Raw genomic sequence first — 15,435 nt, 5'->3', positions numbered from 1 at the left:
AGGATGTTCCGCCGTACGTTCTGGTTCACCGCCGGCGCAGCCGCCGGTGTATGGGCCACCACCAAGGTCAACCGCAAGCTCAGGCAGCTGACCCCCGAGAGCCTCGCGGCACAGGCCGCGGACAAGGCGATCGAGGCGGGTCACAAGCTGAAGGACTTCGCCCTCGACGTGCGCGAGGGCATGGTCAGGCGCGAGGCGGAACTGGGCGGGGCCCTGGGCCTCCGGGCACCCGTCGACCCCGAGTTCCCGGTCACCGGACCCCTCGCCGTCGAGGCGGCAAGGACCGGCCGCACCCCCACCTACCGCACGCTCCCCTACACGTCGGACAACCGGAATGAGGACCACTGATGGAGTCGGCTGAGATTCGCCGCCGCTGGCTGAGCTTCTTCGAGGAGCGCGGTCACACCGTCGTGCCTTCGGCGTCGCTCATCGCGGACGACCCGACTCTGCTGCTGGTCCCCGCGGGCATGGTGCCCTTCAAGCCGTACTTCCTCGGCGAGGTCAAGCCGCCTTTCTCGCGGGCCACCAGTGTGCAGAAGTGCGTCCGTACGCCGGACATCGAAGAGGTCGGCAAGACCACCCGGCACGGCACGTTCTTCCAGATGTGCGGGAACTTCTCCTTCGGGGACTACTTCAAGGAAGATGCCATTAAGTACGCCTGGGAGCTGCTCACCAGCTCCGTGGCGGACGGTGGCTACGGCCTGGAGCCCGAGCGTCTGTGGATCACGGTCTACCTCGACGACGACGAGGCCGAGCAGATCTGGCGCGAGAAGATCGGCGTCCCGGCCGAGCGCATCCAGCGCCTGGGGATGGGCCCCAATTTCTGGTCCATGGGCGTACCCGGTCCCTGTGGCCCGTGCTCCGAGATCAACTACGACCGCGGCCCGGAGTTCGGCGTCGAGGGCGGCCCCGCCGTCAACGACGAGCGCTACGTGGAGATCTGGAACCTGGTCTTCATGCAGTACGAGCGGGGCGCCGGCGACGGCAAGGAGGACTTCCCGATCCTCGGGGACCTGCCGTCGAAGAACATCGACACGGGTCTCGGCCTCGAGCGCCTCGCCATGATCCTGCAGGGCGTGCAGAACATGTACGAGACGGACACCCTCCGCGTCGTCATGGACAAGGCCACCGAGCTCACCGGCGTGCGCTACGGCGCCGAGCAGGGCTCCGACGTCTCCCTGCGCGTCGTCGCCGACCACATCCGCACGTCCGTGATGCTCATCGGTGACGGCGTGACGCCCGGTAACGAGGGCCGCGGCTACGTCCTGCGCCGCATCATGCGCCGCGCCATCCGCAACATGCGGCTCATGGGCGCCACGGGTCCGGTGGTCAACGAGCTGGTGGACGTCGTGATCAACACGATGGGCGAGCAGTACCCGGAGCTCGTCACCGACCGCAAGCGCATCGAGACCGTGGCCCTCGCCGAGGAGGCCGCCTTCCTCAAGGCCCTCAAGGGCGGCACGAACATCCTCGAGACCGCCGTCACCGAGACCAAGGAGGCCGGCGGCAAGGTCCTGGCCGGCGACAAGGCGTTCCTGCTCCACGACACCTGGGGCTTCCCGATCGACCTCACCCTGGAGATGGCCGCCGAACAGGGCCTCTCGGTCGACGAAGAGGGCTTCCGCCGGCTGATGCAGGAGCAGCGGGCCAAGGCCAAGGCCGACGCCAAGGCCAAGAAGACCGGTCACGCCGACCTGTCCGCCTACCGCGAGGTCGCCGACAACTCCGGAACCACCGAGTTCACCGGCTACGCCTCCACCGAGGGCGAGTCGACGATCGTCGGCCTTCTGGTCGACGGTGTCCCCTCGCCGGCCGCCACCGAGGGCGACGAGGTCGAGGTCGTCCTGGACCGCACCCCGTTCTACGCCGAGGGCGGCGGCCAGCTCGCCGACCAGGGGCGCATCCGGCTCGACACCGGGGCCGTCATCCAGATCCGGGACGTGCAGCAGCCCGTCCCCGGCGTATCGGTCCACAAGGGCTCGGTCCAGGTCGGCGAGGTGACGGTCGGTGCCTCGGCCTACGCCGCCATCGACAACACCCGACGCCGTGCCATCGCCCGTGCCCACAGCGCCACGCACCTCACGCACCAGGCGCTGCGCGACGCGCTCGGCCCCACGGCCGCCCAGGCCGGTTCGGAGAACTCGCCCGGCCGCTTCCGCTTCGACTTCGGCTCGCCCGCCGCCGTACCCGGCACGGTCCTCACCGACGTCGAGCAGAAGATCAACGAGGTCCTCTCCCGGGAACTCGACGTCCAGGCCGAGGTCATGTCGATCGACGAGGCCAAGAAGCAGGGCGCCATCGCCGAGTTCGGCGAGAAGTACGGCGAGCGGGTCCGGGTGGTCACCATCGGTGACTTCTCCAAGGAGCTGTGCGGGGGCACGCACGTCGGCAACACCTCCCAGCTGGGCCTGGTGAAGCTGCTCGGTGAGTCGTCCATCGGTTCCGGTGTGCGCCGCATCGAGGCCCTGGTCGGCGTGGACGCGTACAACTTCCTCGCCAAGGAGCACACGGTCGTCGCCCAGCTCCAGGAGCTGGTCAAGGGACGCGCCGAGGAGCTCCCGGAGAAGATCGCGGGCATGCTGGGCAAGCTGAAGGACGCCGAGAAGGAGATCGAGAAGTTCCGCGCGGAAAAGGTCCTCCAGGCCGCCGCCGGGCTGGTCGACTCCGCCAAGGACGTACGGGGCGTCGCCCTGGTCACCGGACAGGTGCCGGACGGCACCTCGGCCGACGACCTGCGCAAGCTCGTCCTCGACGTGCGTGGACGCATCCAGGGCGGCCGGCCGGCCGTCGTGGCCCTGTTCACCACGGCCAACGGCCGCCCGCTGACGGTCATCGCCACCAACGAGGCCGCCCGCGAGCGCGGTCTCAAGGCCGGTGACCTGGTCCGCACCGCCGCCAAGACCCTCGGCGGCGGCGGTGGCGGCAAGCCGGACGTCGCCCAGGGCGGCGGCCAGAACCCGGACGCCATCGGCGACGCCGTCGCCGCTGTCGAACGCCTCGTCACCGAGACGGCGTGACGTCGCACATGACGCAGATGCGCCGTGGCCGTCGGCTCGCCGTCGACGTCGGGGACGCCCGCATCGGGGTCGCCTCGTGCGACCCCGACGGGATCCTGGCCACGCCGGTGGAGACCGTGCCGGGACGCGACGTCCCGGCCGCCCACCGGCGGCTCGGGCAGATCGTCGCGGAGTACGAGCCGATCGAGGTCGTCGTCGGCCTTCCCCGCTCCCTGGGCGGCGGTGAGGGCCCGGCGGCGGCAAAGGTGCGCGCCTTCGCACAGGTGCTCGCCCGTGGCATCGCACCGGTTCCCGTACGTCTTCTGGACGAGAGGATGACCACAGTGACGGCCACTCAGGGACTACGCGCTTCGGGCGTGAAGTCCAAGAAGGGCCGGTCTGTCATCGACCAGGCTGCCGCTGTGGTGATCCTCCAGAACGCTCTGGAGTCCGAACGGGCGTCAGGCACCGCCCCGGGCGAGGGCGTCGAAGTGGTTGTCTGATCGCGATACGGTAACGTTCCGCGCGATGCGCCGGTGATTCGAACAGACACCGCACAGCAAAGCGAAGAGACGGAGCGTCGTCTCGCGGCTCAAGGGGATCGATGACTGAGTATGGCCGGGGCCCCGGCTCCGAACCGTGGCATCCCGAGGACCCGTTGTACGGGGACCAGGGATGGGAAGGCCGGCAGGCCGCCCACGGCCAGGGCCAGTACGACGGCCAGCAGCAGCCCTACGCCCAGGACCCGTACGCCCAGCAGGGCTACCAGCAGGACCCGTACCAGCAGCACCAGCAGCAGCAGGACCCGTACCAGCAGCAGCACCCGCAGCAGGATTCGTACCAGCAGCAACAGCACCAGCAGCACCCGTACGGCGCGCCGCAGGATTCGTACGCCCAGCAGCAGCCGCAGTACGACGGCGGCTGGGACACCGGCCAGCACGCGGCGATGCCGTACGGCGGGGCCCCGCAGCCCCCGTACGACAACAACACCGGCGGCTACGGCGAACAGGCCGACTACTACGGCACCCCCGAGGCCTACCCCCCGCCGCAGCCCCCGGGCCGCCGCGAGGAGCCCGCGCGGCAGCAGAGTCCGGACTGGGACCCCGAGGTGCCGCAGGAAGAGACGCATCCCTTCTTCACGGGCGCGGACGAGCCGGACGACAGCCGTGACTCCCGGACCCGTTCCCGCGAGGACGACGCGTACGACGACGACCCAGGCGAGTCCCGCGGCGGCGGCGAGCGCCGCGGCAAGGGCAAGAAGAAGAGCCGCAACGGCTGCGCGTGCCTGGGCGTCGCGGCGGTTCTCGTCGGCGGCCTCGGCGGGGCGGTCTACTTCGGCTACTCGTACTACCAGAGCCAGTTCGGCGCGGCCCCCGACTACGCGGGTGACGGCACGGGCACGGTCGAGGTCGAGATCCCCGAAGGTGCGTTCGGCAACGAGATCGCGAACATCCTCAAGAAGGCCGGCGTCGTGAAATCGGTCGACGCCTTCATTTCCGCGCAGAACGGAAACCCCAAGGGGAAGTCCATTCAGGCCGGCGTCTACATCCTGAAAAAGGAGATGTCCGGTGACAGCGCCGTCGAGCTGATGCTGAGCCCGAAGAGCCAGAACGGCTTCATGGTGACTCCGGGAACACGCAATGCCACGGTGTACGCGGATCTCGACAAGAGGCTGAAGCTCAAGGAAGGCACGACCGAGGACGTCGCCAAGACCCATGCCGGCAGCATGGGCCTCCCCGACTGGGCGGACGAGGGTCCGGTCATAAAGGATCCGCTCGAGGGATTCCTCTATCCCGCCACGTACGCGGTTCCCAAGGACGCGAAACCCGAGGCCGTGCTCAAGAAGATGGTCGCCCGGGCGAACACGGAGTACGAGAAGCTCAACCTCGAAGAGGCCGCCAAGGCGCACAACCTCGACGGACCCTGGCAGGTGGTCACCGTGGCCAGCCTCGTCCAGGCCGAAGGGCTCACGCACGACGACTTCCGCAAGATGGCCGAGGTCGTCTACAACAGGCTCAAGCCGGACAACACGGTCACCAACCGGAAGCTTGAATTCGACTCCGCGTTCAATTACCTGAAGAAGCAGAGCGAAATCAAGATCACGTCGAAGGAAATCCGGAGCAACGACGACCCGTACAACACGTACTACCACGCAGGTCTCACGCCGGGGCCGATCGGTAATCCCGGCGCCGACGCCCTGAAGGCCACGCTCAATCCCACCAGCGACGGGTGGATGTTCTTCATCTCGCTGGACGGCAAGAAGACCGACTTCACGAAGACGGCAGCCGAGCACGAGAAGCTCAACCAGAAGTTCAAGGAGCAGCATGGCCTCGACTGAGGGGCGCCGCCGGGCCGCGGTCCTCGGCTCGCCCATCGCGCACTCCCTGTCCCCGGCCCTGCACCGGGCCGCGTACGCGGAGCTGGGACTCGACACCTGGACGTACGACAGCTTCGACGTGGACGAGCGGGCGCTCCCCGGCTTCGTCGAGGGCCTGGACCCGTCCTGGGCGGGGCTCTCGCTGACCATGCCGCTCAAGCGGGCGGTCATCCCGCTGCTGGACGGCATCAGCGACACGGCGGCCTCGGTCGAGGCGGTCAACACCGTCGTGTTCACCGAGGACGGCCGGCGGGTCGGCGACAACACCGACATCCCCGGCATGGTCGCCGCCCTGCACGAACGCGGCGTGGAGAAGACCGAGACCGCCGCCGTCCTGGGCGCCGGCGCCACGGCGTCCTCCGCACTGGCCGCGCTCTCCGTGATCTGCACCGGCCCGGTGACCGCCTATGTGCGCAGTGCCGCCCGGGCCGACGAGATGCGCGGCTGGGGCGAGAGCCTCGGTGTGGACGTCAGGATCGCGGACTGGGCGGAGGCCACAGAGGCCCTGCACGCCCCCCTGGTGATCGCCACGACACCGGCCGGTACCACCGACGCGTTGGCGGACGCCCTGCCCGCGGCACCCGGCACCCTGTTCGACGTCCTGTACGAGCCGTGGCCGACCGCGCTGGCCTCGCGCTGGTCGTCGGCAGGGGGGACCGTCGTCGGGGGCCTCGACCTTCTCGTCCACCAAGCGGTCCGCCAGGTCGAGCAGATGACCGGTCGGAGCCCGGCCCCGGTCGGGGCCATGAGGATGGCTGGCGAGCAGGCTCTGGCGGCGCGGGAACGCCGGTAGGCCCGGTCGTGGAGGGGCGGTGCGGCCATCCGCCTGGTGGACCGGCGGCAGGTCGGCCATGGTGCGGGCGCCAGAGTGGGTGTGGACCTTGGACTCGTCCTTGCGGTAGGGGGTGTTGCGGGCCAGTGCGCCCACTGGCCGAGGGTGACTCGGCAACCCCGGCGGCGTCGGCCCGGGCTACGGTGAGGTTAGTGACACTCAGGGCGGCGATGTTCGACAGGGACTTGCCCTTGAGGTCGGTGACCTAGCATTTGATTTCAAGTCTGCGCCGCGGGCTACTTTGTTCGAGCGCGGATACTAACGCCGACCAGTCCAATCCTCGTCGATATTGTGGGCAGCAGGCAGACACTGGGACAACGCAAAGCTCCGGTCCCGGGCGTCCTTGGTAGGACGCCTGGCGTTACCGGAGCTTCGCCTCTTCTATCAATCCCTAGCTCATCCCGCCCATGAGAGAAGCACTCACGCGGTGAATGCTGGAGGCCTTGCAGGGAAACTTTCAGCGCGTGTCACGACCAGTCGACACAGGAATTGAGTATTGTACTTCCTTCGGCTCGGGCCACCTGGACTCCGATCAGGAGTATTCCGTCTGAGAGTTGCGCTGTGGTATCCCATTGGCGACCGGCGACGGCTCCGTCGTAAAATGGATGCCACGACCAGAAATAGCGGTCACCGGCAACGTCCTCAGTGATCATGCGAATTCTGACATGATGGCCATCCGAATTTGTGTCAAAGACAGTCAACGAAACATTTATTGTCGCGTGCGTGGAGTTGTGCCCGCTGAATGTGAGTTCTCCACGGGCGCCGGTCGTTGTGCAAGACCTTGTGCCGGACGTGGCTGCGTTGGCTGTTCCCGAGGCTGCGAAAAGCGTAATGAATGCGGCGCATAGGCTCAATGGTATGAGAGACTTTCGCATAACCTATTTCCTGTGTGGCGGCTCTTTTGTTGATTTCCATCATATGTGCTTGCGCATGGAGGCGTGTTTCGGCCAGATGTGGTTTGCCGAGTTGGCCGGTTGGTGGTGGCGTGCAGTTGTCCCGCGAATGATTCATGGTGTCAGTTTGTAGCTTTTACTTCGCGTGGGCCCTGGCGGTGGCCGTCCGTCTGCTGGACCGGCGGCAGGCAGGCCCTCCCGGCCGTGGGAGGATCGGGGGCGGCGGGCCAGGGCCGCGCACCCGGTCGCGCCGATGCAGTTACAGGCGCGAGCATGAGGAGCACCGTTGAGCAGGTTGCGCTGGCTGACCGCCGGAGAGTCGCACGGCCCCGCACTGGTGGCGACGCTGGAGGGTCTTCCCGCCGGTATCCCCGTCACCACGGAGATGGTGGCGGACGCGCTCGCGAGGCGACGACTCGGTTACGGGCGCGGCGCCCGGATGAAGTTCGAGAGGGACGAGGTCACCTTCCTCGGCGGTGTCCGGCACGGTCTGACCATGGGCTCGCCCGTCGCCGTCATGGTCGGCAACACCGAGTGGCCCAAGTGGGAGCAGGTCATGTCGGCCGACCCGGTCGACCCCGACGTGCTGGCCGAGCAGGCCCGTAACGCCCCCCTGACCCGGCCGCGGCCCGGTCACGCCGACCTGGCGGGGATGCAGAAGTACGGCTTCGACGAGGCCCGGCCGGTCCTGGAGCGTGCCAGCGCCCGGGAGACCGCCGCCCGTGTCGCCCTCGGGGCCGTCGCCCGCTCCTACCTCAAGGAGACCGCCGGCATCGAGATCGTCTCGCACGTCGTCGAGCTGGCCGCGGCCAAGGCGCCCTACGGCGTCCACCCCAAGCCCTCCGACGTCGAGCGGCTCGACGCCGACCCGGTCCGCTGCCTGGACGCCGACGCGTCGAAGGCGATGGTCGCGGAGATCGACCAGGCCCACAAGGACGGCGACACCCTCGGCGGCGTCGTCGAGGTGCTCGCCTACGGCGTGCCCGTCGGCCTCGGTTCGCACGTGCACTGGGACCGCAGGCTCGACGCCCGCCTCGCTGCCGCGCTGATGGGCATCCAGGCCATCAAGGGCGTCGAGGTCGGCGACGGCTTCGACCTCGCCCGGGTGCCCGGCTCGAAGGCGCACGACGAGATCGTGGCCACCGCCGACGGGATCAAGCGCACCTCCGGCCGCTCCGGCGGCACCGAGGGCGGGCTGACCACCGGTGAGCTGCTGCGGGTCCGTGCCGCCATGAAACCCATCGCCACGGTGCCCCGCGCGCTCGCCACGATCGACGTCGTGACGGGTGAGGCGGCCAAGGCACACCACCAGCGTTCCGACGTGTGCGCGGTGCCGGCGGCCGGGATCGTCGCCGAGGCGATGGTCGCCCTGGTCCTCGCCGACGCGGTCGCGGAGAAGTTCGGCGGCGACAGCGTCGCCGAGACACGCCGCAACGTGCAGTCGTACCTCTCCCACCTCCAGATCCGGTGAGCGGCCCGCTGATCGTCCTGGTCGGCCCCATGGGGGTCGGCAAGTCGACGGTGGGGGAGATCCTCGCCGGCCGTCTGGGATGCGCCTACCGCGACACCGACGCCGACGTCGTGGCCACCGCGGGCAAGGAGATCCCCGAGATCTTCTTCGACGACGGCGAGGAGCGTTTCCGCGCCCTGGAGCGGCAGGCGGTGCGGGACGCGGTCGCCGGCCACACCGGCGTCCTCGCCCTCGGCGGCGGCGCGGTCCTCGACAAGGAGACCCGCGCCCTGCTCACCGGCCGGCCGGTCGTCTACCTCGCCATGGACGTGGACGAGGCGGTACGGAGGGTCGGGCTGAACACCGCCCGCCCCCTCCTCGCCGTCAACCCGCGGCGGCAGTGGCGCGAGCTCATGGACGCCCGGCGCCCCCTCTACGAAGAGGTGGCGTCCGTCACCGTCGCCACCGACGAACGCACCCCCGAAGAGGTCGCCCAGGCGGTCCTCGACGCATTGGAACTGCCGGAGCGCACGGGCGAGCCCGTACCGGCCGGCCGGGAGAACACAGACATGAGCGAGCAGGGCACCAGGACCATCCAGATCGCCGGCACGGCGGGCACCGACCCGTACGAGGTGCTCGTCGGCCGCCAGCTCCTCGGCGAGCTGCCGAACCTCATCGGCGACCGGGCCAAGCGGGTCGCCGTCCTGCACCCCGAGGCGCTCGCCGAGACCGGTGAGGCGGTCCGCGAGGACCTCGCGGCCCAGGGCTACGAGGCCATCGCGATCCAGCTGCCGAACGCGGAGGAGGCCAAGACCGTCGAGGTCGCCGCGTACTGCTGGAAGGCGCTGGGCCAGACCGGCTTCACCCGCACCGACGTCATCGTCGGCGTCGGCGGCGGCGCCACCACCGACGTGGCGGGCTTCGTCGCCGCATCCTGGCTGCGCGGGGTGCGCTGGATCGCCGTGCCGACGACCGTGCTCGCGATGGTCGACGCGGCCGTCGGCGGCAAGACCGGCATCAACACCGCCGAGGGCAAGAACCTCGTCGGCGCTTTCCACCCGCCGGCCGGAGTGCTCTGCGACCTGGCCGCGCTCGACTCGCTGCCGGTCAACGACTACGTCTCGGGCATGGCCGAGATCATCAAGGCCGGGTTCATCGCCGACCCGGTCATCCTCGACCTCGTCGAGGCCGACCCGCAGGGTGCCCGTACGCCGGCGGGACCGCACACCGCGGAGCTGATCGAGCGTTCCATCCGGGTCAAGGCCGAGGTCGTCTCCAGCGACCTCAAGGAGTCCGGCCTCCGGGAGATCCTCAACTACGGGCACACCCTCGCCCACGCCATCGAGAAGAACGAGCGCTACAAGTGGCGCCACGGCGCGGCCGTCTCGATCGGCATGGTCTTCGCCGCCGAGCTGGGCCGGCTCGCCGGACGCCTGGACGACGCCACGGCCGACCGGCACCGCGCAGTCCTGGAGTCCGTCGGACTGCCGCTCACCTACCGCGGCGACCAGTGGCCCAAGCTGCTGGAGAACATGAAGGTCGACAAGAAGTCCCGCGGCGACCTGCTGCGCTTCATCGTCCTGGACGGCATCGGGAAGCCCACCGTGCTGGAGGGCCCCGACCCCGCCGTGCTGCTCGCCGCGTACGGGGAGGTCTCCGCGTGACGACCCGCAGGGTCTTCGTCCTCAACGGCCCGAACCTCGGACGGCTCGGCTCACGCGAGCCCGACGTGTACGGGGCGACGTCCTACGCCGGACTCGTCGAGACCTGCCGGACCCTGGGCAAGGAGCTCGGCTTCGACGTCGACGTCCGCGAGACCAACGACGAGGGCGAGCTGATCCGCTGGCTCCACGAGGCCGCCGACGGTGCGATTCCGGTCGTTCTCAACCCGGGTGCCTTCACGCACTACTCGTACGGCATGCGCGACGCGGCAGCCCAGCGCACCGCACCGCTGATCGAGGTGCACATCTCGAATCCGTACGCGCGGGAGGAATTCCGCCACACCTCCGTGGTCGCCCCGGTGGCCACCGGGACCGTGGCCGGATTCGGCATCGGCTCCTACCGCCTCGCGCTGCGGGCCCTGGCCGACGAGCTGGAGCGCTGACGGACCGACAGCGGGCACTTCGTACCTCCCCCGGGCGTTCACCGCATGGCGGCCGGGGAAGGTACGGTTGCCGTCGACCAGCGCCAGTTGCCTGTACGAGACGGAGTGGCACCGGATGCAGCACGCAGTGGGGGCCCCGCTGCCGCCGCCCCAGGGTCCCGGGAACGGACCGTGGGCGCACCAGGCCCAGCACCCAGGCCACCCCGGTCCGCCGGGACCGCCGCCACCGATACCTCCCGCGCCCCAGGGGCAGGGCTGGGCCGGCCCCGTGTCCCAGCACGCCCCCGCTCCGCCCTCACGGGAGACCACCGGGCACGTACAGCTCCCACCGGGCGGTCCCGTCCCCCTGCCCGCGCCGCCCGCCGAGCCCGGGACCGGCACCGCGACCCTCGCCGTGCTCCTGATCGGTCCCGCCGGGGCCGGCAAGACCACGGTCGCCAAGCTCTGGGCGGGCCGCCGCCGCGTCCCCACCGCGCACGTCTCGCTCGACGACGTCCGCGAGTGGGTCTGCTCCGGCTTCGCCGACCCGCAGGCCGGATGGAACGACCACTCCGAGGCCCAGTACCGCCTGGCCCGCCGCACCTGCGGTTTCGCCGCCCGCAATTTCCTGGCCAACGGCATCTCCTGCATCCTCGACGACGCGGTCTTCCCGGACAGGCCCGTCGTCGGCCTCGGCGGCTGGAAGCGCCACGTGGGCCCCGGACTGCTGCCCGTCGTCCTCCTGCCCGGACTGGAGATCGTCCTGGAGCGCAACGCGGCCCGCAGCGGCAACCGCCGTCTCTCCGACGAGGAAGTCGCCCGGATCCACGGGCGGATGGCCGGCTGGTACGGCTCCGGCCTGCCGATCATCGACAACTCCACGTACGACGTCGAGACGACGGCCCGGGTCCTCGACGACGTCCTGGCCCGCTCCATAGCCAGCCCCCCGGCCTGGTAGCGCAGCATCGCGGTCCCCGGTCGGCTGCGCTGACCGGGCGGGCAGCCGCGGGCGCTCGTAGGCTCGGAACATGTCAGAGGTGTACGCCGTCCGACGCGGGCTGCTGCGCGACCGGTACGCCGCCGCCGGATCCGCGGCCGCCCTGGTCTCCCGCCCCGCCAACGTCCGCTATCTCGCGGGCGCGGCCCCGCCAGGAGCCGTGCTGCTGCTCGGACCCGACGAGGACGTCCTGCTCTGCCCCCGCCCCCCGGCCGGTGATCCCGCGCAGGGGCGCCCCGACGAACAGCTGCGGCTGACCGTGCTGCCCGCGCCGGACGGCGACCCGGTCGTCGCCGCCGCAGGCCTGGTCCGCTCCCTGGACGCGGACTCACTCGCCGTCGAGGAACACGATCTGACCGTCGCCCGCCACCGCGCCATGGCCTCCGTCGCCCCCCACCTGCGCCTGGCCGACCTCGGTCTCACGGTGGAGCAGTTGCGCCTCGTCAAGGACGAGGAGGAGATCGCCTGCCTGCGGATCGCCGCCGAGATCACCGACCAGGCCCTCGGGGAGCTCCTGGAATCGATCCTGGTGGGCCGCACCGAACGGCATCTCGCCCTGGAGCTGGAGCGCCGCCTGGTGGACCACGGGGCGGACGGCCCGGCCTTCCCCACCTCCGTGGGGACGGGGCCCAATTCGGGACAAGGCCGTCACCGGCCCTCGGACCGGAGGGTCGAGGAAGGTGATTTCCTCTCCGTCTGCCTCGGCGCGAACTATCGCGGATACCGGTGCGAGATCGGGCGGACCTTCGTCATCGGGACCGCTCCGGCGGACTGGCAGATCGAGCTGTACGACCTTGTTTTCGCCGCTCAGCGGGCCGGCCGGGAGGCGCTCGTCCCCGGGACCGCCTACCGCGACGTGGACCGCGCGGCCCGTCATCTGCTGGACTCGGCGGGGCACACGGACGGCCTCCAGGCCTGCACCGGGCACGGGGTCGGGCTCGAAATCGACGAGGACCCGCAGCTGGCACCTACAGCCATGGGTAAACTGGACGCTTGCGTGCCGGTCACCGTCGAACCCGGGGTCCACCTCCCGGGCCGGGGCGGTGTCCGGATCGATGACACGCTCGTCGTACGCCCCGAGGCGGACGGCGGACCCGAGCTACTCACCATTACGACCAAGGAGCTGCTCGCGCTCTAGCGCGCATCCTTTGTCGTCCACCAGCTTCAGTCCAGGAGATTCCGCAACCGTGGCTTCCACGAACGACCTCAAGAACGGCCTGGTGCTCAAGCTCGACGGAGGCCAGCTCTGGTCCGTCGTCGAGTTCCAGCACGTCAAGCCCGGCAAGGGCCCCGCCTTCGTGCGCACCAAGCTCAAGAACGTGCTCTCCGGCAAGGTCGTCGACAAGACGTTCAACGCCGGTGTGAAGGTCGAAACGGCCACCATCGACCGCCGGGACATGCAGTTCTCGTACATGGACGGCGAGTACTTCGTCTTCATGGACATGAACACGTACGACCAGCTCATGGTCGACCGCAAGGCTGTCGGCGACGCTGCCAACTTCCTGATCGAGGGCTTCACCGCCTCCGTGGCCCAACACGAGGGCGAGGTGCTCTACGTCGAGCTGCCCGCCGCGGTCGAGCTGACCATCCAGCACACCGACCCCGGTGTCCAGGGCGACCGCTCCACCGGCGGCAGCAAGCCCGCCACGCTGGAGACCGGTTACGAGATCGGCGTGCCGCTCTTCATCACCACCGGCGAGAAGATCAAGGTCGACACCCGTACGGGCGACTACCTCGGCCGGGTGAACAGCTAACCGTGGCTGCCCGGAACAAGGCCCGCAAGCGCGCCTTCCAGATCCTCTTCGAGGCCGACCAGCGCGGTGAGTCCGTGCAGACGGTCCTCGCGGACTGGGTCCGGCTCTCGCGGACCGACGACCGTCAGCCGCCGGTCGGCGAATTCACGATGGAGCTCGTCGAGGGGTACGCGCAGTACGCGGACCGCATCGACGACCTCATCGTCACCTACGCGGTGGACTGGGAGATCGACCGGATGCCGGTCGTCGACCGGAGCATCCTGCGGCTCGGTGCGTACGAGCTGATCTGGATGGACTCGACCCCGGACGCCGTGGTGATCGACGAGGCGGTCCAGCTCGCCAAGGAGTTCTCCACGGACGACTCCCCGTCCTTCGTGAACGGCCTGCTGGCCCGGTTCAAGGATCTCAAGCCGAACCTCCGCCGGGAGCAGTGATCCGGCGTTTTTCAGCCGAACGAAGGCTCACGGTCGATGCGACCGTGGGCCTTCGGCGTCCACCCGTGATCCGGGACGGACCCGCACCGCCGTGCTGAGGCCGAGCGGGTGACGGGGCCGGGCCGGCAGGTCGCGGCTCCCGGTGGCGGTCGGGGGGCGGGCAAGGAAAACGCCGGGCTAGGCGGGGCTCAGGCCCCGCCTACCCGGCGGTACGTTTCTGCGTGGGGCGGCTCAGCCCTCGTCGTGGGCCACCGCGCGACGCGCGTCGGCGTCCAGCACGCCCCAGCTGATCAACTGCTCCGTGAGCACGGACGGCGACTGGTCGTAGATCACGGCCAGCGTGCGCAGGTCGTCCTGGCGGATCGACAGCACCTTGCCGTTGTAGTCGCCGCGCTGGCTCTGGATCGTCGCCGCGTAACGCTGCAGGGGTCCGGCCTTCTCCGGCGGGACATGAGCGAGGCGCTCCAGGTCCAGGACGAGCTTCGGCGGCGGCTCGGCGGCCCCGCCGGGCGTCGTGCCGGGCAGGAGCTCCTGCACCGGGACGCCGTAGAAGTCCGCCAGCTCGGCAAGCCGCTGCACGGTCACGGCACGGTCGCCGCGCTCGTACGAACCGACCACGACGGCCTTCCAGCGGCCCTGGGACTTCTCCTCCACGCCGTGGAGGGAAAGGCCCTGCTGGGTGCGGATGGCGCGGAGCTTGGCCCCGAGCTGTTTTGCGTATTCGCTGGACATAAGGCTCCCCGGACGCTGGAACATTCTGCGGCTCCGCCGCGTGGCTGGTAACTCACTGTGAGGTTACGCAGCGTTACTTGGATGCGTCAAGCTGAAAGGTCCGGACTCACACCTCCCAGGGGTGCGACCGGGGCCCGTGCAAGCCCTGGTAACGTGGATGACGCAAATCCGACGTCCTTTAACGTCCGTCCAGTGAGGCGGAGAAGGAGGTCCGTTTCTTATGGACGCACAGCACGACCACACCGGCAATGCGGCACGCCCCGTTCTCGAGGCTCCCGACATCGCCCGGGTTCTGACCCGGATCGCCCACGAGATCGTCGAACGCGCCAAGGGTGCCGACGACGTGGTGCTGCTCGGCATTCCGACGCGAGGGGTCTACCTCGCCCGCCGGCTGGCCGGGAAACTCGAAGAGATCACCGGCCGAAAGACGCCGGTCGGATCGCTCGACATCACGATGTACCGCGACGACCTGAGGATGCGCCCCGCGCGCGCCCTGGCCCGTACCGAGATCCCCGGGGAGGGCATCGAGGGCGGACTCGTCGTCCTCGTCGACGACGTGCTCTTCTCCGGCCGCACGATCCGCGCCGCCCTCGACGCGCTCGGCGACATCGGCCGGCCCCGCGCCGTACAGCTCGCGGTCCTCGTCGACCGCGGTCACCGCGAACTCCCGATCCGGGCCGACTACGTCGGCAAGAACCTCCCCACGTCGCTGCGGGAGACGGTCAGGGTGCAGCTCGCCGAGGAGGACGGCCGCGACGCCGTCCTGCTCGGTCTCCGGCAGAGCGTCCCGGCAGGCGAGCGGTAGCTGCTTTCCCGTCCCGTACGCCACGTCGGCCGTACGGCCGCTTCTGCACGCCCACCTGCCTGATCCCTCCACCATCCACGGA

The 15,435-nt window shown here is 69.8% G+C and carries 14 protein-coding genes; 13 read left to right on the top strand and 1 reads right to left on the bottom strand.

Annotated elements, in window-relative coordinates; genetic code table 11:
- The first annotated feature begins 3 nt into the window (after positions 1-3).
- The 12 genes from AB0F38_RS16985 to nusB all read left to right on the top strand — a co-directional run bounded on the left by AB0F38_RS16985 (position 4) and on the right by nusB (position 13,816).
- Positions 4-348 (top strand): hypothetical protein, encoded by a 345-nt coding sequence (locus tag AB0F38_RS16985; protein WP_361893184.1) that lies wholly within the window; start codon positions 4-6, stop codon positions 346-348.
- A complete protein-coding gene (gene alaS / locus AB0F38_RS16980; RefSeq protein WP_361893182.1) occupies positions 348-3,017 on the top strand; it encodes an alanine--tRNA ligase in 2,670 nt (889 codons plus the stop codon). The genes AB0F38_RS16985 and alaS overlap by 1 nt, the downstream gene beginning before the upstream one ends.
- Before the next feature lie 8 nt (positions 3,018-3,025).
- Positions 3,026-3,499: a Holliday junction resolvase RuvX gene (gene ruvX, locus AB0F38_RS16975; protein ID WP_361893621.1), complete on the top strand. Its 474-nt coding sequence runs from the start codon at positions 3,026-3,028 to the stop codon at positions 3,497-3,499.
- A 101-nt stretch (positions 3,500-3,600) separates the two neighbouring features.
- Complete coding sequence (gene mltG / locus AB0F38_RS16970; protein WP_361893180.1) at positions 3,601-5,334, top strand: endolytic transglycosylase MltG; 1,734 nt, start codon at positions 3,601-3,603, stop codon at positions 5,332-5,334.
- The gene (locus tag AB0F38_RS16965; RefSeq protein WP_361893177.1) at positions 5,321-6,166 is read left to right on the top strand and encodes a shikimate dehydrogenase; all 846 of its coding nucleotides are present in this window, start codon (positions 5,321-5,323) and stop codon (positions 6,164-6,166) included. Before mltG ends, AB0F38_RS16965 begins: the two co-directional genes overlap by 14 nt.
- Before the next feature lie 1,218 nt (positions 6,167-7,384).
- Complete coding sequence (gene aroC, locus AB0F38_RS16960; RefSeq protein ID WP_361893174.1) at positions 7,385-8,569, top strand: chorismate synthase; 1,185 nt, start codon at positions 7,385-7,387, stop codon at positions 8,567-8,569.
- Entirely contained in the window at positions 8,566-10,212 is a 1,647-nt protein-coding gene (aroB, locus tag AB0F38_RS16955) for a 3-dehydroquinate synthase (RefSeq protein WP_361893171.1), read from the top strand. Before aroC ends, aroB begins: the two co-directional genes overlap by 4 nt.
- The gene (gene aroQ / locus AB0F38_RS16950) at positions 10,209-10,652 is read left to right on the top strand and encodes a type II 3-dehydroquinate dehydratase (protein WP_361893168.1); all 444 of its coding nucleotides are present in this window, start codon (positions 10,209-10,211) and stop codon (positions 10,650-10,652) included. Before aroB ends, aroQ begins: the two co-directional genes overlap by 4 nt.
- Positions 10,653-10,767: 115 nt before the next feature.
- Positions 10,768-11,589: a Pro-rich N-terminal domain-containing protein gene (locus tag AB0F38_RS16945; RefSeq protein ID WP_361893165.1), complete on the top strand. Its 822-nt coding sequence runs from the start codon at positions 10,768-10,770 to the stop codon at positions 11,587-11,589.
- A 70-nt stretch (positions 11,590-11,659) separates the two neighbouring features.
- Positions 11,660-12,766: a M24 family metallopeptidase gene (locus AB0F38_RS16940; RefSeq protein WP_361893162.1), complete on the top strand. Its 1,107-nt coding sequence runs from the start codon at positions 11,660-11,662 to the stop codon at positions 12,764-12,766.
- A 49-nt stretch (positions 12,767-12,815) separates the two neighbouring features.
- Positions 12,816-13,382: an elongation factor P gene (gene efp / locus AB0F38_RS16935; RefSeq protein WP_031097761.1), complete on the top strand. Its 567-nt coding sequence runs from the start codon at positions 12,816-12,818 to the stop codon at positions 13,380-13,382.
- A 2-nt stretch (positions 13,383-13,384) separates the two neighbouring features.
- Complete coding sequence (nusB, locus tag AB0F38_RS16930; RefSeq protein ID WP_056787023.1) at positions 13,385-13,816, top strand: transcription antitermination factor NusB; 432 nt, start codon at positions 13,385-13,387, stop codon at positions 13,814-13,816.
- A gap of 231 nt (positions 13,817-14,047) precedes the next feature.
- Here nusB and bldD read toward each other — a convergent pair whose 3' ends face one another.
- Complete coding sequence (bldD, locus tag AB0F38_RS16925; protein ID WP_014157378.1) at positions 14,048-14,548, bottom strand: transcriptional regulator BldD; 501 nt, start codon at positions 14,546-14,548, stop codon at positions 14,048-14,050.
- Between the two features lie 220 nt (positions 14,549-14,768).
- On the opposite strand from bldD, the gene pyrR reads away from it, so the two are divergent.
- Positions 14,769-15,353, top strand: coding sequence for a bifunctional pyr operon transcriptional regulator/uracil phosphoribosyltransferase PyrR (gene pyrR / locus AB0F38_RS16920; RefSeq protein ID WP_361893158.1), 585 nt, complete (start codon positions 14,769-14,771; stop codon positions 15,351-15,353).
- Positions 15,354-15,435 lie beyond the last annotated feature (82 nt).

It is taken from the genome of Streptomyces sp. NPDC025273 (assembly GCF_040638585.1).
GTDB classification, from domain to species: domain Bacteria; phylum Actinomycetota; class Actinomycetes; order Streptomycetales; family Streptomycetaceae; genus Streptomyces; species Streptomyces cinereorectus.
The sequence above is the reverse complement of the archived record's forward strand: the minus strand, read 5'-3'. Positions and strand labels throughout refer to the sequence as shown.